The following is a 17,989-nucleotide window of genomic DNA, read 5'->3' on the forward strand; positions in this document are numbered from 1 at the left end:
GACCAGCACGGCGCCCGCCCTGCTCCCGGCGGAGCGCTCAGTCGTGCAGGCCACAGGCGAACGGCGTCGTCCGCCATTGCTCGACGGCCGGCTTCACCGCCTCCACGAGCATCGGCAACTGCGGCGCGAGCGCGAGGCACGCCACCATCCGGACCATGCCCACGGCGTTGACGAAGCGCAGCACCCGCTCGTCCAGCTGCCGCATGCCCAGGCGTTGCGCCGCGGACCCGTAGGCGGCTTCGCCATCGGGGCCGAGGGCGGCCATGTCCCATTCGACCGGACCGAGCGTCGCCAGCTCGAAGTCGGCGTACAGCGCGCCGGCCGACGAGGCGACGATATTGACCGCCGGGGCATCCCCATGGATCGGCTGCAAGGCGATTCCCGGAAACGCGGCCTCGAAGGCCGCACGCGAGCCGACGACGGGTTCCAGGACCTGCCACTCCCGGCGCGCACGATCGAGATCTGCCGGCGTGACGAGGTCGGGACGCGCTTCGAGGTCCGCCAGCGCTTCCGTGACGAACCTCGGTTCGGCCGCCGACAGGAACGGCAGATCACCCGGGTAGTCACGCAACGCGGCGTGCAGGCCGGCGACCAGGCCGGAGTTGTGCACGAAATCGGGCTCGACGCTCGCGTCCTGCTCGACGAACTGCCAGAACGTCATCGAGAATCCGTCGCGCCGTACGGGTTCCGGTGGCACGAGCGGACTCGGCGGAATCACCGGGACGCCCTGCCCGGCGAGCCAGCGCACCACATCGAGCTCCACCCGCTGTCGTGCCGCCTGGGTGTCGAGGTCGGCGTACGGCGGCAGCACGGTGGGGACCCGGACCACCATGGGCGAGGGAGCGAGGTGCACGACAACGGAGAAGACGTCATGGAGCACCGTCGCGTCGGTCACCGCCAGCCCGAACTCCCGCCCCGCGGCCACGGCCGCGTCGAGAGCGCGTGACGTGCGGGCGGCGAGCTGATCGGGCGTCAAGAATCGGGCCATGCCGCCGACGGTGCCACACCGGACGGAGCGGCGCGACGGAGTATCCGACCGACCGCCTCCACCGAAGCGCCGCGCGGGCCGTAGGTCGGTGACTCGATGTCCGGCCCCAACGACGTGGCTTCGGGTGCAACCGCACGGCCGGCCCGCCGCCGCCATCGTGGCCGACCTCCTGCCTGCCGAGGACGTCGCCACGGCCCTGGCCCTCCTCGAACAGGCCGAGGTCGACGATGCCGCTGCCGGGGGCGTTCTCCCCGTCCCCGGCGCCCGGGAGCTGTTGGCGTCGTTGCCTGCGGACCGCTGGGCCGTCGTCACCTCCGGCACGCGCAGGGTCGCCGACGCGCGCCTGGCCGCCGCGGGTGTGCATGCCGCTCACGTCATCACCGCGGACGACATCACGCGCCCCAAACCCGACCCGGAGCCGTTCCTCGTCGCTGCCGGCCGGCTGGGCGTCGCCCCGGCCCGCTGTATCGCCTTCGAGGGACGCGCCGGCCGGGCTCGGCGCGGCCCGAGCGGCAGGCATGACCACCGTGGCCGTGACCACGGCACACAAGGCCGGTGACCTAGAGGCCGACATGGTGATACCCGACCTCTCCGCTGTCACGGCCCGGGCCACGCACGCGGGCGTGGAGCTGACGATCGCGGGCTGATGCGCCATCGGCGTCTGATGGCGGGCCGGCGCCACCGAGCGGTCGGTCAGGAGTGGGGACGAGGAATGCTCTTCGTCTGCTGGTTCCGCACTCGCCCTAAGGCTCCCGGCCGCTGACCAGAGATCCTCGCTCCGCTTCGCCCCCGGTCAGGGCGGTGCTCAGGGCGGTGCGCCGTCGGATGCCCAACTTGCGGTAGCTGTGCGTCAGATGGGTTTCCACGGTACGGCGGGCCAGATGCAGCAGATCCGCGATCTCCGCATTGGTGCGTCCCCCCGCGGCCAGTTCGGCGATACGGCGCTCGCTGTCGGTGAGCGAGGCGGCGCCGGTCCGCGTCGCCGTACGGCGCGCGCCGCCCGCCCGCAGCGCCTCCTCCGCCAGGTCCCGCAGCCGTATCGCGCCCAGGCGTTCGGCGAGCCCGGCCGCCTCCCGCAGGATGTCGCGGGCGCGGGACGACTCGCCCGTCGCGGTCAACTGACGGCCCAGGGCCAGCAGCGCCGCCACGAGCTCCGGTCCTGCCGGGCCGCCACGCAGCAGCCGCACCGCTTCCTGCGTCAGGTCCAGGCCCCGGCGCCCGCCGGTCGCGGCGCCGAGGACACGCAGCGCCCGGCCCACCGTGCGGGGCGTGTTCCACACCCGGGCCAGGCGCAGCTCCTCCTCGGCCAGGGCGAGCGCCTCCCGTGGGACGCCCAGGGCCAGATGGCACTCGGCGGCGGCGGTGCGCCACGGCGTGACGACCGGGCTGAACACCTCCCGGGCCGACTGGCGCCGCCCGCACTCCAGGAAGTCGTGCAGGGCTCCCGCCAGGTCACCTTTCGCGGCGCGCAGCCCTCCGCGTGCGTACAGGAACCGGTTCAGCTCCCAGGACTCCGGCGCCGTCCGTAAGTCGAAGGCGTCGGCCAGGCGTTCGGCCTCGTCGGCGCGGCCGGTCTCCACGAGTGCGGTCAGCGCGTGGGCATGGGCGTTGGTCGGGGTCGTTGCGGCGGGTAGCGGGTCGGCCAGGAGGCGCGTGTGGTCGGCCCGTGCCGCGAGGATGTCCATCCGGGTGCTGAGCAGCGCCTCCTGCATGGGGTGCAGGACGTCGGGGCGCTGCCCGGTCAGACCGCGCTCCACCAGCCGTTCGGCCTCGTCGAGTTCGTCGGCCCACTGAGCGACCGCGGCGGCCGTCCCCAGCAGGTACGGCTCGGACAGCGGGTCGGCCGGTTCCGCCATGAGACCGCGCAGGCGCAGCATCGCCTCCCTCGCCGAGGTCAGACCTGCCGTGACCGCGTATTTCACCAGGAACGCGTGACCGGCCGCGCTGATCGACTCCGGCGAGCGCTCGGCCGCCTCGGCCAGCCGTTTGTACGCCTCCTCGCGCACCAGCAGTTCCTTGTCGGACAGTTGCAAGAACGCCTGCCGCAGGATGCGTACCAGGTCGGGACGGTCGGCGAACGCGTCGTAGAGCGAGCGCAGCACCTCGACCCCTGCGCGGGTCCTGCCGCGGCCGGTCAGCGCCGTGCCCAGGGCGACCGCGGCGCGCACCCGTTCCTGCGGCGGTCCCGGCAGCCGCAGCGCCTCGGTGAGCCTCAGGATCGCGGCGGAGGAGCCGGGCACCGCGTACTCCAGTGAGCCCAGTTCGGTCAGCAGGCGTTGTCTGCCCTCGTCGGGGAGGGGTTCGTCCAGAGCGCGGCGCAGGAAAGCCACCGCGTCCTCGATGTGCCCGTCACGCAACGCCAGTGAAGCGGCGTCCTGGAGCACCGGCAGCGCCCAGGGCGCGTCCACCACGTCGGTGAGGAGCAGTTGGCGGGCGACGAGCTCGCTGGGGACACCGCGGTGCAGCATCGCCTCGGCGGTCGTCCGGTGTACGACGCGCCGCCGGTCCGCGGCCACGCCGGTGAGCATCTCGTCCCGCAGCAGCGGATGGGCGTAGCGGGGGCGGCCCGTGCCGTCGGCGCGCAGCAGTCCGAGGCCGGTCATCGCGGTGATCCAGCCCGCGACCCGGGCCGGGTCGGCCCCGCAGAGTTCGGCGACGAGTGAGGGGATGTGGAGGGCGGGGAACCCCGCGGTGGGGGCGGGTCCGTGGTCCCAGCCCTCGTCCAGGATCGCCAGCGTCCGCGCCACCTCCGCGGTACCCGGCCCGGCGCAGTCCAGCCACCACTGCACGGCCGCCGAAAAGGCTCCCCGGTACAGCGCGGCCGAGGTGACCGGCACGACCGGGTGACTGCCGTCGGAGAGGTCGTCCAGCAGGGCCCGCAGCAGCAGGGGATTGCCCGCACCGGCCCGTACGCAGTCCTCGATCCAGGAGTCGTCGGCGTCCGGGAAGGCCGAACGGGCCACCGCCACCGCCGAGTTGTCGGACAGCGGGGTCAGGGTGTGGGTGGTGACCAGGGCGGGGGAGAGGCTGTGGGCGAGACCCTGGGCGGGCGGGTCGACGTCGTACTGGCTGCGCTCGGTGGCCGCCAGGACGATCGGCAGCCCGTCCATGAGCCGGGCGGACTCCACCAGCCAGCGACGGGACGCCGGGTCGGCCAGGTGCACATCGTCCACGGTGATCAGCAGCGGCGACTGCTCGGCGTACCAGCGCAGCACCCGTCGCAGCCCGGCGCCGGTCGCCCGCTCGTCGCCGTCCCAGGCGGGATCGGCGAACTCGGCCGCGAGGCCGAAGAGTTGCAGGACCGCGGCGAAGGGGATCGCGGAGTCGCCGACGGAGCAGCGAGCGCGCAGCACCTGCATGCCGTGGGCGGCGGCGTCCTGGGCGGCGGCCTCCAGGACCGTGGTGCGGCCCGTGCCGGTGGCACCGCGCAGCAGGACCAGACGACCGGCGCCCGCATGAGCGCGCTCGGTCGCGGTGGCCAGCAGCCGTGCCGCTTCCCGTAATGCGCATGCCGGTAGGGACATCCCTGCCTCCTTGTGTGGACCTGAGTGTCCTCACCCACGAGGACGGACTGCGCGGGACATCGGTGGCGTGATCCACACCGTGAGAAGGACCACCTTGATCGCGCACCGGTGCGACGGAACCGGAATGTCGCTTTCGCCATCACGTTCCCACTGTCGTGGTTACGGCCGGCCGATCTCGTGGTCCGTGTTGTGGTGCTCCACGATTGCGCTGTTCACGAGCGTCGCATGATGGTGAACAGCCTCCGCCCGCCTCTGGCCCCACAGAAGTGGCGGGGTCGTGGAGGACAGGAGGCAGGGTGCTCAAATCGATCCGGATGACACACGCCGGTACGGCGGACGGCACCGCCGTGAAGCCGGCTCGGGTTCCCGTGACGGCGCACGATCGCGCGGTGAAACGGCGTCAGCCGATGCGCTGGTTACGTATGCCGTACCTCGTGACGGAGCATCAGCTCATCGGCCTGGCGGAAGCCCAGCGGGAGCCGGAAGTCCGGCCACCCACAGTGCGCGATGATCTCCACCCGGTGGCGATGGTCCGTGTGCGGCGACGTGCTCTCCACGGCAAGCCCCTCCCGCCAGGACCAAGCCGTAGATCATCTCGCTCACCGGCCAACGTGACAGCGTCCTTCGACGTCTTCCCGGCCGAAGCCGGACGGTGGACCACCGCCCGCTCGCTCCCGCCACGTGCCGGCACCTGCTTCCAAGTGCCGCATCCGTCACGCCGCTTGCCGTCGCACTCACCGAGAGTTAAACCTCGCACCAAGACTTTGGCGGAGATCGTCATGTTTGTGTCCTTGCTGCCAAATGGCGCGGCGGGCCATGATGATCCGGTGACCCAACGGCGCGTCGTCTTCCTCGTCTATCCGCAGTTTCAGGTGCTGGACCTGACGGGACCGCATGAGGTGTTCGCGCAGACGGCACGGTGGGTGCCCGAGGCCGAGGGCTATGCCGTGGAGATCGTCGCGGGCCGGGCCGGAGCGGTGCGGGCCTGCCACGGGATAGACGTTGAGGCCGGCAGCGGCGTGGCGCAGTGTCAGGGGCCGCTGGACACTCTGGTGGTCGTCGGTGGACCGGGGGAACGTGAGGCGGTGGACGATGAAGAGCTTGTCGGCTGGCTCAGGGCGGCGGCCGGCCGGGCCCGGCGGGTCGCCGCCGTGTGTACGGGTGCGTTTCTGCTCGCGCGGGCCGGGCTGCTCGACGGACGGCGTGCGGTGACGCACTGGGCGGCCTGCGAGCGGCTGGCCCACGGGTATCCGGACGTCACGGTCACCCCGGACCAGATCTTCGTCCACGACGGGGAGGTGTGGACCTCCGCCGGCATCACGGCGGGGATGGACCTGGCGCTCGCCATGGTCGAGGAGGACCACGGGCCCGAGGTCTCCCGGGCCGTCGCGCGGATGCTGGTGATGTTCGTCCAACGTGCGGGCGGACAGGCTCAGTTCAGTACCCAGCTCGCCGCGCAGCGGCCCACGCGTAAGCCGTTGCAGGACGTTCAGGCATGGGTTGCCGACCACCTCGCTGACGACCTGACCGTCCGGGTGCTCGCCGAACGGGCCGGTATGAGCGAGCGCAACTTCACCCGGGTCTTCCGCGCCGAGACCGGACTCACCCCGGCCGCCTACGTGGAGACCGTCCGCGTCGAGGCTGCCCGGACTCTGCTGGAGACGACGGACACCACCATCGACGCGATCGCCCGAGCCTGCGGCTTCGGCTTCGCCGAGACCCTGCACCGCCGCTTCAAGCGGACCCTGGGCGTCACGCCGGGCCAGTATCGCCACCACTTTTCCAGAGCAGGGTGAAGGAGCGTCCGGCCCGGCCGTCGCGTTGAGAACCCCGAGTGCCACCGGCACGTCTCCCTGGGTGCCTTCGGGTACCGCGCGTTGCGGAGCACCGTCAGCCCTTCGCTGATCCGGAAGCCCACCTGGTCGTGGCACTGCGCGTCAACGGCTGGACCTGGCACGCACCACACATGGAGCGCACGTTCAGGGTGAGTGATGCGGTACACCACCGACCTCGGTCGCATCCAGCGGCGCATACCGCACCTTTCTCCCGTCCCCGTCCCCCGTCCCAGTACAGCGCTGATCGGAGCAGTCCCGATGAACGACACCACGTCGGCGGAGTTCTCCCCGCCCAGGAACGCAACGGCGGGTGGGCATCCGTGGGACCGCACGTCGAAGGCGGCTGAACACGCGCCATGCCCGGCCCCGGCAGAGGCGGCACGGCTCCAACTGCCGTGCAGGCTCATGGGCCTCACCGGGCGACGGTCGGCGACAGCCGAGCCCTTGGAGGTGTACGGCGACGCGGCCAACGGCTACGGCTGAGTGGCCAGGTCGGTTCGAGTTCGTCCCACTTTGCAAGCCGGACCACATCGCCTGGCTGATACCCCACAGAAGCAGGTCATGCAATGGCAGTCTCGTCAGGTAACGACGGCAGCGGCGTAGCGGCAGCTCCCTTCCGGGTGCTCGGGCCGCTTGAGGTGAGCGGCGAGCTGGGGGCCGTATCCGTGGCGCCGGGGCGCCAAGAGATCGTCCTCGGGGCGCTGGTGCTCGAATTGAACCGGGTGGTGGAGACGACCCGTCTGGTGGATGTCATCTGGGCTCACGATCCGCCGAAGACGGCACGCGCCCAGGTGCAGATCTGCATCTCCCGGCTCCGCAAGGCCCTTTCGGACGGGGGAGTTGACGCCACCATCGAGACCCGCGCCGGTGGCTACATCCTGAGGGCGGCGGCGGATGCGACCGACGTGGGCACCTTCCGCCGCCTGGTGGCAGAGGCGCATGCGCTGGCCCGTGACGGTCTGAAGATGCCAGCGGTGGACACGCTCCGCTCGGCGATCGGACTGTGGCGGGGGCGGTGCCTGGCCGGTGTGCCCAGCGAAGTTCTGGCCGGTACGGCAGCGCAGTGGGACGAGAGCCGCCTGGAGGCGGTGGAGACCTGCATGCGGCTGTTGCTTGAGCTGGGCCGTCACGAGCACCTGGTCGGCGAGTTGATGCAGCTCGTCGCCGACCATCCGCTGCGCGAACGGCTGCGGGGCCACCTCATGGTGGCGTTGTACCGTTCGGGCCGGCAGGCGGAGGCGCTGGATGTCTACCACCAGGGCCGCGCGATGCTCACCGAAGAACTGGGCCTGGATCCAGGAAGGGAACTACGCGACCTGGCGCAGGCAATCCTGACCGACGACCCCGACCTGGCGCTGGACGAGCCGGCCGAACCACGTTCGGTCGTGGCGACGCCGCTCCCCGAGGTGGTCCACGAGCGTGCCGCCGATCCCGACCCGGTCGTGATACCGCGACAACTTCCCGCCGACACCGGCGACTTCGTGGCCGAAGGCACGATCGTCTCAGCGGTCTGCGACGCCGTCACCGAGGGACAGGAAAAGGGGCAGCTGAACGTGGCCTTGGTGCTCGGCCGACCTGGTGTCGGCAAGAGCACGCTGGCCAGGCACGTGGCGCACCGGCTCGCAGGCGAGTACTTCCCGGACGGGCAGCTCTACTGCGACCTCCAAGGGCCGGGCGGACAACCGGTCGGCCCCGCACAGGCGTTGGGACGGTTCCTCCGAGCGCTGGGCGTACCGGGCCAGGCCATCCCCGATGCGCTCGACGAGCGCGCGGAGATGTACCGCAGTCTGCTGGCCGGTCGCCGGATCCTGGTGCTGCTGGACGACGCGGTGAGCGAGTCGCAGGTGATGCCGCTGCTGCCCGGAAGCGGCAGCAGCGGCGTGCTGGTCACCAGCCGCGGCCGGCTCACGGCGTTGCCGGGCACACGCAGGTTCGACCTGGAGCCGCTGAGCCCGGAACAGGCCATCCAGCTCCTGGGGCGGATCATCGGAGAGCGCCGTGTGGAGAGCGAGCGGGAGGCGGCGCGGGTCGTCACACGCCTGGTAGGCGGACTGCCCCTCGCACTGCGCATCATCGGCGCGCGCCTGGCCGCCCGCCCGCACTGGTCACTGACGTCCATGTGGCACCGGCTGGAGAACGAGCAGCGCCGGTTGGACGAGCTGGCGCACGGCGAGCTGTCGATCCGGGCGAGTCTGTCGCTCAGCTACGACGGCCTGGCGGCGGCCGACCGTCGCCTGTTGTGCCTGCTCAGCCTGGCCGAGGGGACGGAGACCCCGAGCTGGCTGGGTGCCGCCCTCGTCGACGACCGCACGCCGCACCCCGCTGACCTGCTGGAACCGCTCATCGACAGGCGGCTCCTCGACATCACCGCCATGGACCAGGGCGGGGAGTTCCGGTGCGGACTGTCGCAGATCGTGCGGATGTTCGCGCACGAACGGCTGCCCGCGGAGATTCCCGAGGAGGAACGCGCCGGAGCGGTGCGGCGCATGGTCGGTGGCTGGATGGCGCTCGCCGAGAGGGCGCACAAAGAGATCCACGGCGGTGCGTACACCATCGTGGCGGGCCGGGGCGAGCGGTGGTATCCGCCGGAGGACCATGTCCAGCGGTGCCTCCGCGACCCGCTCGGGTGGCTGGAGAGCGAGCAGGCCAACCTGTTGAACGCGGTCGAGTTGGCCGCCCGGAACGGGCTGGACGAGTTGTGCTGGGAGCTGGCCACGACGCTGGTGACGCTCTTCGAGGCCCGTGGCTATCCCGAGCTCTGGGAGCGCACACACCACATAGCGCTGACCGCGGTGCAGGAGGCCGGCAACGAACGGGGCCGGGCGGCGGTACTCGGCTCTTTGGGGACCCTGCACCTCTACCGCGGCGAGCATGAGGCAGCAGGCCCGTACCTCAGCACCGCTCTGGAAATCTTCGAGCGGGTCGGGGAGCTGAGTGGCCAAGCGCTGTGTCTGCGGGACCTGGCGCGCATTCAGCGCCACCAAGGTGACGACGATCGGGCGCTGGCCCTCTACGAGAGCGCCGAGCGCAACTTCGTGCGGGCGCAGGACGTCATCGGCCGGGCCTACGTGCTCGGCGAGATGGCCCACATCACGATGCGGCGCGCGGACTTCGCGCGCACCCGTTCGTACCTCGACGAAGCTCTCGGGATCTGCCGGTCCGCAGGCTTCGACCGGGGCCAGGCCCTCGCACTGCGGCGGCTGGGCCAGATGCTGATGTACCAGCAGCGGTACGAGGAGGCGGAACGGACCCTGCTGGAGGTCCTCGCCATGGTCGGGGCGAGCGGCGACCTGGTCGGAGAGGGGTATGTGCTGCACGACCTCGGCCGGGTCAATGCCCGCCTGTGTCGCGTGGAACAGGCCGTCCGGTACTACTCGCGATCCGCCAGGATCCGGGAACGGATCCTGGACCACAGCGGGGCCGCGGCCGTACGGGCTGACATCGTTGCCATCCTGGGCCGGTCGATGACGTCGGTCGGCTGACACCAGGAGGCACGCCGGTCCGTCACGTCCACGGCGTGTTGCCGCCGGGTGTTTCGTCGGCCGGCGCCACGGCGACCGGGCCCTGCTCCACGCCGTACCGACTCTCCACGGCGACCGACATCAGGACGACGACGCCTCCCAGGGCGGCCGGCATCTTCTTGATGGTCATTCAGTTCCCTTTCTCCGCAGCCCGTTTCGCAATCCGTCCGGGCTTGCTGAAACCAGCGTGCACCAGGTGCCCATCGTGGCCGCATGCTCGCGCTATCACCGCCCTATCCCCGCCCTGTCCCGCCGTGGATGCGTCGTGATGCCGGGCCGATAGGGCGACACCGGAGATTGGGTCCTGGAAACCTCGCCGCCCCTTCAAGGGACGGCCTCAAGGAGTGGTCCGAATGACCGTAGTGACCCGGGAGGCGGTGACGCCCGCCGCGTTCTGCGTCCCGGAAACCGAATTGCAGCGCAGCCCAACCGTGGCTCAGGGAAAGGTGCACGGCCGATGACGATGGACGCGGAGTTCTACTCCCGGGTGGCCGAGCGGTTCGGCGGCTACTTCAGCGATGCGCGGAGCACCGACGTATTCGCCGACGGCCGCCCGGACGACGTCTTCGACGAACTGGCGATCGCGCTGGGAGCGCCGCACGCCCGACTGCTGGATGTCGGCTGCGCCGACGGCCGCAGTCTGCTGCGCATCTCCCGTCCGTACGGCGCCGTGACCGGGATGGATCTGTCGCCGTCGATGCTGGAATGCGCCGCGGGATATCGAGCGGAGGCAGGTCTGTCGCACGTCACGTTCGAGCTGCGCGATGCCGCCCGTACGGGGCTGCCCGACGGGTGGGCCGATGTGGTCACTTCCCGCCGCGGCCCGCTGATCGCCCGTGAATTCGAGCGGGTGCTGCGCCCCGGTGGAGTCGTGATGTACATGGGGATCGGGGAGCAGGACGCGCGTGAGCTGAAGGAAACGTTCGGTCGCGGCCAGGACTTCGAGAGCTGGAACGGCAGGCCCTTGTCGGAGGAGATTTCCCAAGAGCTGTCCGGCGCGGGCTTCGTGGTGACAAACAGCCAGGAGTTCCGGTTCGAGGAGTTCTACCACTCGGCGGGCGATCTGGATACTTTTCTGCACCAAGTGCCGATCGTCGACAACTACGATTCCGCGGCGGACAAGGAGGCATTCGATCGATATGCCGCCGCGGTGACCGTCGATCAGGGCGTCCGATTGAGTCGGCATTGGTTCATCGTGCAGGCGCAGAAGCCGGCGGCCGTCGAGCCGTCCCATTCATAGGAAACGGTGCGCCATGGAGCAGGATCTCGTAGTCAACGAAGTCTTCGGTCCGACCGTCCAGGGCGAGGGGCGGTCACTGGGTCGCAGATGCGCGTTCCTGCGACTCGGCGGGTGCAACCTGTCGTGCTCGTGGTGCGATACGCCATATACCTGGGACTGGACCGGAGCCGGTGAGAGCGGGGTCGCCCACGATCCGCGCAAGGAGCTGCACCGCCGCCCGGTCGAGGATGTCGTCGCGGAATTGCTCGAATTCGAAACCGAGCTGATCGTGATCTCCGGCGGTGAGCCCCTGGGTCAGCAAGAGCGACTGATTCCTCTGGTGGCAGCACTGACCGGACGCGGTAAAGAGATCGAGATCGAGACCAACGGGACGCACGCCGCGCACCCCGAACTCATCGCTGCCGGCGTCAGGTTCAACGTCTCGCCGAAGCTGTCACACTCAGGCGACGCCCTGCACCGCAGGATCGTCCCTGCGGCACTCACCAGTCTTTCGGCACTGCCGGACAGCACGTTCAAGTTCGTCTGCCGGAACACCCGCGATCTCGACGAGGTGGCCCAGCTGGTCACCACCTTCGATCTGCCCTCGGTATGGATCATGCCGATCGGGCGTACCGCCGACGATGTCACCAAACACATGGGCGAGTTGGCCGACGCGGTGGTACAGCGCGGCTGGAACCTGACGACCAGACTGCACACCTTGTTGTGGGACGAGAAACGCGGCGTGTGAGCAACGGCACGCGCAAAGGAGAGGGAACTCGGATCGATGGCATTTCGAATCACGAAGAAATTTGAATTCTCGGCCAGCCATCGGCTTGCCGGCCTTGCTCCTGACCATCAGTGTGCCCGAATGCACGGGCACAACTATGTGATCGAGCTGGAGCTCGGAGCCGATGATGCGGATCTGCTGCCCGTGGGCTTCGTGCGGGACTACGGAGAGCTTTCCGCATTCAAGGTCTGGCTCGACAAGAACCTTGATCATCGGCATCTGAACGATGTGATGGACGGAAATCCGACTGCTGAGAACATGGCAGCTTGGGTCTACAAGACATGGTCGATGGAGTTTCCCGAGTTGACCTGCGTACGTATATCGGAAACTCCCAAGACCTGGGCCGAGTACCGGCCGTCAGGTCAGTAACTCCCCAAGCCCGGACGAAAGGTGACCGCATGTCGGTGACAAAATTGGACCTCGATGGGGACGCGTCGGCGTCGAGGACGGCCGAGGACCCCCTGGTCGATCTCGCCCGCCAACTGTTGGTGGAGATCGGCGAGGACCCGAATCGCGACGGACTGCGCGACACACCTGCGCGGTTCGCCCGCTGGTGGCGAGAGTTCATCAACTACGAACCGGGTTCGCTGGGCACTCTTTTCGAGTCCATCGGCACGAGCCAGCTCGTGGTGGTCTCGGACATTCAGCTCTGGTCGCTGTGCGAGCACCACCTCTTGCCGTTCAACTGCTCCGTGACGATCGCCTACCGCCCGACGGGACAACTCCTCGGCCTGTCGAAGTTCGCCAGGGTCGCCCAACAGTACGCGCACAAGCTCCAGGTCCAAGAGCGCCTCGTGGACCAGATCGCGCTGGAGATCAGCACCCTGAGCGGCACCCCGGACGTCGCGGTCATCGCGAAGGGCGAGCACCTGTGCATGTCGATGCGCGGCATCAAGGCTGCCGCGCAGATGACATCGACCGCGTATCGCGGGGACTTCAGCACGGACCCCGAGCTGCGGCGCGAGCTGTTCGACCTGATCCGGGCGTGACGAGCCGGCCGACCCCGAAAGTGACCTCCTGCTCGCGCCGCCCGAGTACGCGGCGTCCGGCACGGCCCTGGGGATGGGCGTGACGCTGCTCGCGAGCGCGCTCTCCGGACCGCTGCGGGGCCGCATTCGGCTTGCTCGAAGTACCGGCGATCGTGGCAGCCGTCGGCCGGGTCCGGGTCGGAGCACAGCGAACAGAGGCCGTTCTCCTCGACACATGTGCCCATCCGGTCCGGTCGACATGAAAGGACAACGATGAACGAAAACGACTCCTCGACGCCCGCGGAAGCGGTTCGGCTGCTCCCCGTGCTGGACGCCGACCGGCTGCTGGCCGACCTCATGACCGCCCGCGACCACCTGTGGGACGAGCAGAGCTCGTACGTGAACGGCCGAGTGTCCAGGTGGGCCGAGCAGGACTGGCGCTGCCTGTCGGTGCGCAGCCCCGGTGGTGACAAGACACGTACCGACCCAGGGGGCCCCGGCAGCGCGGAGTTCGCCGACACCGAGTGGCTGGACCACATGCCGTACGTGCGGGAGGTCCTGCGCTCGATTCCCGGACCGCACTACGCGGCCCGATTCATGGATCTGGGACCCGGCGTCGTCGGATACCGCCACTGCGATCCCAGGTTCGCCCCGGACTGGGGTATGGCCCGGCTGCACATCCCGGTCATCACCCACGAGGAAGCCTCGCTGGACCTCGACGGAGGGATCTATCGCTGGCAGCCCGGTGAGTTCTGGTTCGGCGACTTCAGCCGTAAGCACCAGATCCAGAACCTCGGCCCCGAGCATCGGGTGCATCTCGTCGTGGACGTGCTCGTCACACCGGAGCTCGCGCAGCTGTTCCCGGCTGACTGGGCCGACTACTTCAACGGCTCGGATGTGCTCTACAACCGTCCGGCCGTGGCGATGACCGACGGAGAGCGGGAAGCCGCGCGGTGTTCCTTCGACGCGCCGGCGCACCTGCTGGAGGTGGAGGTGTTCGAGTCGCTCACCGGCCCGCAGCCGCAGGCCACCTTCAGCATCGTCGACAACGGCACGGGTCTTGCCATCCGGTCTCCCCAGGACCACCTCTTCCCGCTGACAGCCGTCGGCGGACACGAGTACCGCCTGGTCGGGTGGAGCGACGAGCGAACCGTCACCACGAGGCTGGACGGTCCGCGGCCCGAGGTCGAACTGACCTACCGCAAGGGCCGGCGATCGACCCGGCTGCTCGTCCCGGCCACGCCGGCGTCGTGACGGACGCCCGCACCTCCGCCGCTGTCCCGGTGCGCAGCACACCGCTGCCCTGATCGTTACGCACCGACCCTCCCTCCAAATCCCGTGCCGGAAGGCGACGCATGCCGAAAACTGTCGCAATCGTGTCCGGCGGCCTGGACTCGGTCACCATGGCCTACCACCTCCAGGCGCAAGGACACACACTCCATCTGCTGTCCGTGAACTACGGCCAGCGCCATCTCGTCGAGCACGAGTTCGCCGCGAAGGCGGCTCGATCGCTCGGGGTGCCGCACGACGTCGTCGATCTCAGCCCGGTCGGCAAGCTCCTGAGCGGCTCCTCGCTCACCGACCCGACCGTCGACGTGCCCGATCACCGGAGCGGGTCGTCCGGCGAGAGCCCGAACGTCGTACCCAACCGCAATGCCCTGCTGTTGTCCGTGGCCTTCGCGGTCGCCGTCGCCGAGAAGGCGGAAGCGGTGGCCGTCGGGGTGGTCGACGACCTGCAGGCCGCGCCCGACAGCAACGCCGCGTTCATCGATTCCTTCCTCGCCATGGAGCGGATCGCGACCCGCGGATACGCGCACCCCGACCTGACCCTGACAGCGCCGCTGGTCAGGCTGCGCAAGAGCGACGTGGTGTCGCTCGGTGAGGAACTCGGCGTCCCCTGGACCGACACCTGGAGCTGCTTTCGCGGCGACGCGCTGCAGTGCGGACGGTGCGCCGCCTGCAGGGAGCGGCAGGAAGCGTTCCGTGACGCCGGCGTGACCGACCCGACGGCCTACCAGACCAGCGATGCGAAGGAGCTGCCATGACCGACCCCTTTCCCGTACTCGACCTCCGTGACGCCGCCGGTTCGAAAGAAGCCAGGGCGGAGTTCCTGGACCGGTTGCGCAAGGCCGTGCACGAGATCGGCTTCTTCCAGCTCGTCGGCCACGGCATCGAGGACGCCGACGACATGCTGGAACTCACCCGCCGGTTCTTCGCCCTGCCCGAGGCCGATCGGCTCGCGCTGAACATCCTCGACTCGCCGCTGTTCCGCGGCTACTCCGAACTCGGCCGCGAACACACCCGGGGCGTGCCCGACCAGCGCCGGCAGCTGGACATCGGGCCGGAGCAGCCCGCGACGCCGTCCGCGCCCGGCGAGCCCGCCTACCGGTGCCTGATCGGCCCGAACGAGTGGCCCGAGGCGATGCCCGAGCTGCGTCCGGCCATCGAGTCCTGGATCACCCGGCTGACCGCTCTGTCACATCGACTGCTGCGGCTGATGCTCGAATCGCTCGACGCCCCCGCCGGGTTCCTGGACGATGTGGTCGATCCGGATCCGCAGATCCACCTCAAACTCCTGCACTACCCCGGTCCCGCGCAGGCGGACGACAACGCCGGCTCCGACCAGGGGACCGGCCTCCACAACGACCTCGGGCTGCTCACCCTGCTCGTCCAGGACGACAACGGCGGCCTCCAAGTCGCGGTCGAGGACGACCGGTTCGTCGACGTGCCGGTGATCCCGGGTGCGTTCGTGGTCAACCTGGGAGAGCTGCTGGAGGTGGCGACGAGGGGCTACGTGCGTGCCACCCTCCACCGGGTGGTCCGGCCCGCCCCGGGCGTCAACCGCTACTCGATTCCCTTCTTCTACAACCCTCGGCTGGACGCCACGATGCAGCCACTGCCCAGCCCCTATGTCGAGGGCGCCGGCGGAGTCATCGATGTCGCGGGCAACCCGTTGTTCGCCCTCTACGGCGACAACGTCATGAAGGGGCTGATCCGCTCCTTCCCCGACATCGTTGCCCGACACCACCCGAACCTGGCCGCGGGAGCCGGGTCCAGGAGTTCCTGACACCCGGTGGCCGAGCACATCCTCACCGCCCGGCCCGAGTGGCCGGGCCCGGCGGTGGCGTCGCCGGCCGGTCCGACGGGGACGGAACGAACATGAGGCAAGGCGAATTTCATGAGAATCAACCTTCTCGGGCCGCTCCAGGCCTACGGGGACGATCACCGCGTCGACATGGCGCCGGCCGCCCAGAAAGTACGTCAGACACTGGCAATGCTCGTGCTGAACGCGGGCCGGGTGGTGCCCTTCGAGCAACTCATGGACGAGCTGTGGAACGACGACCCGCCGGCCAGCGCGCACACCGCACTGCAGACGTATGTGTACCAGCTCAGGAAGCGGTTCTCCCTCGGCAATCCGCGGAGCGGCGGCGCGGTACGGGTGGCCGGGCCGCTGCTGGGCACGGTCGACGGCGGCTACCAGCTGTCGCTGCCCGCCGACGACGTGGATGTCTTCCGGTGCGAGCCGCTGCTCGCCCGTGCCCGTGCGGAGTTCCGTGACGCGGACTTCGCCCGGGCCCGTGGCACGGCCGCCGCGGCGCTGCAGCTGTGGCGGGACGATGCCCTGGTGGACGTACGCAAGGGTCCCACGCTGCGGGCCGAGGCGGCGCGCCTGAAGGAGTTGCGTACCGGCGCACACCACCTGCGGATCGAATCCGACCTGCACCTCGGCCGGCACCGCGAGGTGCTCGACGAACTCACCTCGATGGCCGGACGGGAACCGACGGACGAGCGGACCCAGGGCAATCTGATGACGGCTCTCTACCGCATGGACCGGCGGGCCGAAGCGCTCCAGGTCTACCGGCGGGCACGCGAGCGGATCGCCACCGAGCTGGGCCTCGACCCTTCGCCTCAGCTCCAGGCCCTGCACACGGCCGTGCTCACGTCGGACGAGGCGCTGCTGCGTCCCGCCGGGCGGCTCACGGCCGTGACCGCCGCCACCCGGGCGCCGTGCCATCTGCCCGCCCCGCGCGAGCCTCTGACCGGACGCGCCGGCCAACTGGCGCGCCTCACCGAGGTGCTGGCCGGCCGGGCGCGGCAGGACCGGCCGCTCGTGATCGTCGGAGGTGCCCCCGGCACGGGAAAGAGCGAGCTGTGCCTGCACGCCGCGCATCAGGTGAGCGGTCACTACCCGGACGGACGGCTCTACGCGAGTCTCCGCGACGGTGCCGGCCGGCGGGTGCGGCCCGCCGAGGTCCTTCGCTCGTTCCTGCGTGGACTCGGTGCGACGGAGGAGCAGTTGCGGCTGGGCACGACCGACCTGAGCCTGCTGTTCCGTACCTGGACCGCCGACCTTCGCGTCCTGGTCGTGCTCGACGACGTGTGCGACGTACGGGACCTGACGCCGCTGCTGCCCTCGGGCGCCGGCTGTGGCGTGGTGCTCGGCAGCCGTCGGCGGCTGTTCGTGTCCTCGTCGGCGGTCCACGTCGAACTGGCCGGACTGCCCTTCGACGACTGTCTGCACCTGCTGGCATCCTCCGTGCCGAGACACCGGATCACCATGGACCAGGAGGGGCTGCGGCGGACGGCCCGGTTGTGCGGAGGGCTGCCGGGCGCGCTCTTCGCGGTCGCTTCGCAGTTGCGCCGCCGCCCGCACTGGACGGCCCGGCAGGCCACTGCCTGGGTCCTCGCGTCCGGGGGCGCCGACAGCGATCCGCTGGGTGTGCGGGCCGGATTCGACCGGACGCTCGCGACGCTGCCCGCCGAGTCGCGGCCCCTGGCGTCCGCGCTGTTGTCTCCGGACGTCCCCGATCGGCTCACGCCGGCGCTTGCCGCGGCGGCCCTGGGGATCAGCGACCAGCAGGCCGAGGACCTGCTGGAGGAGCTGGCGGAGAGCTACCTGCTGCGCGCGCAGCACCCGTGCGTGAACGGCCGGTTCTCCTACGAATGGGAGCCTGGGATACGCCCGTTCGCGGCGCGGCCGAGCAGCGCGCCGGTCATGTGCTCCGCCTGACGGCCACCGCTTCCGTACAGCCTTGCCCGTCGTATCCGCGGCCTGACCAGGGCGCTGGGCCACCCCCTCCCGGTGCAGTCCGAGGAATTCACCTTTACCGTCCCGGCCGGCGCGCCTTGCCCGGACCCGTTCACGC

General features: G+C 70.1%; 14 protein-coding genes and 1 pseudogene. 11 read left to right on the forward strand and 4 right to left on the reverse strand.

Features of this window, described 5'->3' with window-relative positions:
* Positions 1-37: 37 nt before the first annotated feature.
* Entirely contained in the window at positions 38-988 is a 951-nt protein-coding gene (locus tag QOM21_RS31885) for an aminoglycoside phosphotransferase family protein (protein WP_407554468.1), read from the reverse strand.
* A gap of 121 nt (positions 989-1,109) precedes the next feature.
* Here QOM21_RS31885 and QOM21_RS31890 point away from each other — a divergent pair.
* Positions 1,110-1,635 (forward strand): annotated as a pseudogene (locus QOM21_RS31890) (HAD-IA family hydrolase); the annotation flags it as partial.
* 96 nt (positions 1,636-1,731) lie between these two features.
* On the opposite strand, the gene QOM21_RS31895 reads toward QOM21_RS31890, so the two are convergent.
* The gene (locus QOM21_RS31895) at positions 1,732-4,512 is read right to left on the reverse strand and encodes an AAA family ATPase (protein ID WP_407554469.1); all 2,781 of its coding nucleotides are present in this window, start codon (positions 4,510-4,512) and stop codon (positions 1,732-1,734) included.
* Positions 4,513-4,928: 416 nt separating this feature from the next.
* Positions 4,929-5,069, reverse strand: coding sequence for a hypothetical protein (locus QOM21_RS31900; protein WP_407554470.1), 141 nt, complete (start codon positions 5,067-5,069; stop codon positions 4,929-4,931).
* Between the two features lie 270 nt (positions 5,070-5,339).
* On the opposite strand from QOM21_RS31900, the gene QOM21_RS31905 reads away from it, so the two are divergent.
* Positions 5,340-6,308 carry a GlxA family transcriptional regulator gene (locus QOM21_RS31905; protein WP_407554471.1) on the forward strand — a complete coding sequence of 323 codons (969 nt, stop codon included), beginning with the start codon at positions 5,340-5,342 and terminating at the stop codon, positions 6,306-6,308.
* Between the two features lie 605 nt (positions 6,309-6,913).
* A complete protein-coding gene (locus tag QOM21_RS31910; RefSeq protein ID WP_407554472.1) occupies positions 6,914-9,829 on the forward strand; it encodes a BTAD domain-containing putative transcriptional regulator in 2,916 nt (971 codons plus the stop codon).
* Between the two features lie 22 nt (positions 9,830-9,851).
* On the opposite strand, the gene QOM21_RS31915 is transcribed toward QOM21_RS31910, so the two are convergent.
* On the reverse strand, positions 9,852-9,998 hold the full coding sequence (locus tag QOM21_RS31915; protein ID WP_407554473.1) for a hypothetical protein: 147 nt from the start codon (positions 9,996-9,998) through the stop codon (positions 9,852-9,854).
* Positions 9,999-10,331: 333 nt separating this feature from the next.
* On the opposite strand from QOM21_RS31915, the gene QOM21_RS31920 reads away from it, so the two are divergent.
* The 8 genes from QOM21_RS31920 to QOM21_RS31955 all read left to right on the forward strand — a co-directional run bounded on the left by QOM21_RS31920 (position 10,332) and on the right by QOM21_RS31955 (position 17,853).
* Positions 10,332-11,108, forward strand: coding sequence for a class I SAM-dependent methyltransferase (locus QOM21_RS31920; RefSeq protein WP_407554474.1), 777 nt, complete (start codon positions 10,332-10,334; stop codon positions 11,106-11,108).
* Between the two features lie 13 nt (positions 11,109-11,121).
* Entirely contained in the window at positions 11,122-11,835 is a 714-nt protein-coding gene (locus QOM21_RS31925; RefSeq protein WP_407554475.1) for a 7-carboxy-7-deazaguanine synthase QueE, read from the forward strand.
* Positions 11,836-11,871: 36 nt separating this feature from the next.
* Positions 11,872-12,243, forward strand: coding sequence for a 6-pyruvoyl trahydropterin synthase family protein (locus tag QOM21_RS31930; RefSeq protein WP_407554476.1), 372 nt, complete (start codon positions 11,872-11,874; stop codon positions 12,241-12,243).
* 29 nt (positions 12,244-12,272) lie between these two features.
* Positions 12,273-12,863 (forward strand): GTP cyclohydrolase I, encoded by a 591-nt coding sequence (gene folE / locus QOM21_RS31935; protein ID WP_407554477.1) that lies wholly within the window; start codon positions 12,273-12,275, stop codon positions 12,861-12,863.
* Positions 12,864-13,115: 252 nt separating this feature from the next.
* Entirely contained in the window at positions 13,116-14,096 is a 981-nt protein-coding gene (locus QOM21_RS31940; RefSeq protein ID WP_407554478.1) for an aspartyl/asparaginyl beta-hydroxylase domain-containing protein, read from the forward strand.
* Positions 14,097-14,197: 101 nt separating this feature from the next.
* Positions 14,198-14,887, forward strand: a complete 690-nt coding sequence (locus tag QOM21_RS31945; RefSeq protein WP_407554479.1) for a 7-cyano-7-deazaguanine synthase — start codon at positions 14,198-14,200, stop codon at positions 14,885-14,887.
* Positions 14,884-15,909 carry an isopenicillin N synthase family dioxygenase gene (locus QOM21_RS31950; RefSeq protein ID WP_407554480.1) on the forward strand — a complete coding sequence of 342 codons (1,026 nt, stop codon included), beginning with the start codon at positions 14,884-14,886 and terminating at the stop codon, positions 15,907-15,909. The genes QOM21_RS31945 and QOM21_RS31950 overlap by 4 nt, the downstream gene beginning before the upstream one ends.
* 111 nt (positions 15,910-16,020) lie before the next feature.
* Complete coding sequence (locus QOM21_RS31955; protein ID WP_407554481.1) at positions 16,021-17,853, forward strand: BTAD domain-containing putative transcriptional regulator; 1,833 nt, start codon at positions 16,021-16,023, stop codon at positions 17,851-17,853.
* Positions 17,854-17,989: the final 136 nt, after the last annotated feature.

The organism is Streptomyces sp. Pv4-95 (genome assembly GCF_045782725.1).
Classification (GTDB): domain Bacteria; phylum Actinomycetota; class Actinomycetes; order Streptomycetales; family Streptomycetaceae; genus Streptomyces.

Coding starts and splice junctions, on each gene's coding strand:
- QOM21_RS31925 (WP_407554475.1), top strand. CDS start 11,122: ATGGAGCAGGATCTCGTAGTCAACGAAGTCTTCGGTCCGACCGTCCAG.
- QOM21_RS31940 (WP_407554478.1), top strand. CDS start 13,116: ATGAACGAAAACGACTCCTCGACGCCCGCGGAAGCGGTTCGGCTGCTC.
- QOM21_RS31930 (WP_407554476.1), top strand. CDS start 11,872: ATGGCATTTCGAATCACGAAGAAATTTGAATTCTCGGCCAGCCATCGG.
- QOM21_RS31915 (WP_407554473.1), bottom strand. CDS start 9,998: ATGACCATCAAGAAGATGCCGGCCGCCCTGGGAGGCGTCGTCGTCCTG.
- QOM21_RS31885 (WP_407554468.1), bottom strand. CDS start 988: ATGGCCCGATTCTTGACGCCCGATCAGCTCGCCGCCCGCACGTCACGC.
- QOM21_RS31910 (WP_407554472.1), top strand. CDS start 6,914: ATGGCAGTCTCGTCAGGTAACGACGGCAGCGGCGTAGCGGCAGCTCCC.
- QOM21_RS31955 (WP_407554481.1), top strand. CDS start 16,021: ATGAGAATCAACCTTCTCGGGCCGCTCCAGGCCTACGGGGACGATCAC.
- QOM21_RS31945 (WP_407554479.1), top strand. CDS start 14,198: ATGCCGAAAACTGTCGCAATCGTGTCCGGCGGCCTGGACTCGGTCACC.
- QOM21_RS31950 (WP_407554480.1), top strand. CDS start 14,884: ATGACCGACCCCTTTCCCGTACTCGACCTCCGTGACGCCGCCGGTTCG.
- folE (WP_407554477.1), top strand. CDS start 12,273: ATGTCGGTGACAAAATTGGACCTCGATGGGGACGCGTCGGCGTCGAGG.
- QOM21_RS31920 (WP_407554474.1), top strand. CDS start 10,332: ATGGACGCGGAGTTCTACTCCCGGGTGGCCGAGCGGTTCGGCGGCTAC.
- QOM21_RS31895 (WP_407554469.1), bottom strand. CDS start 4,512: ATGTCCCTACCGGCATGCGCATTACGGGAAGCGGCACGGCTGCTGGCC.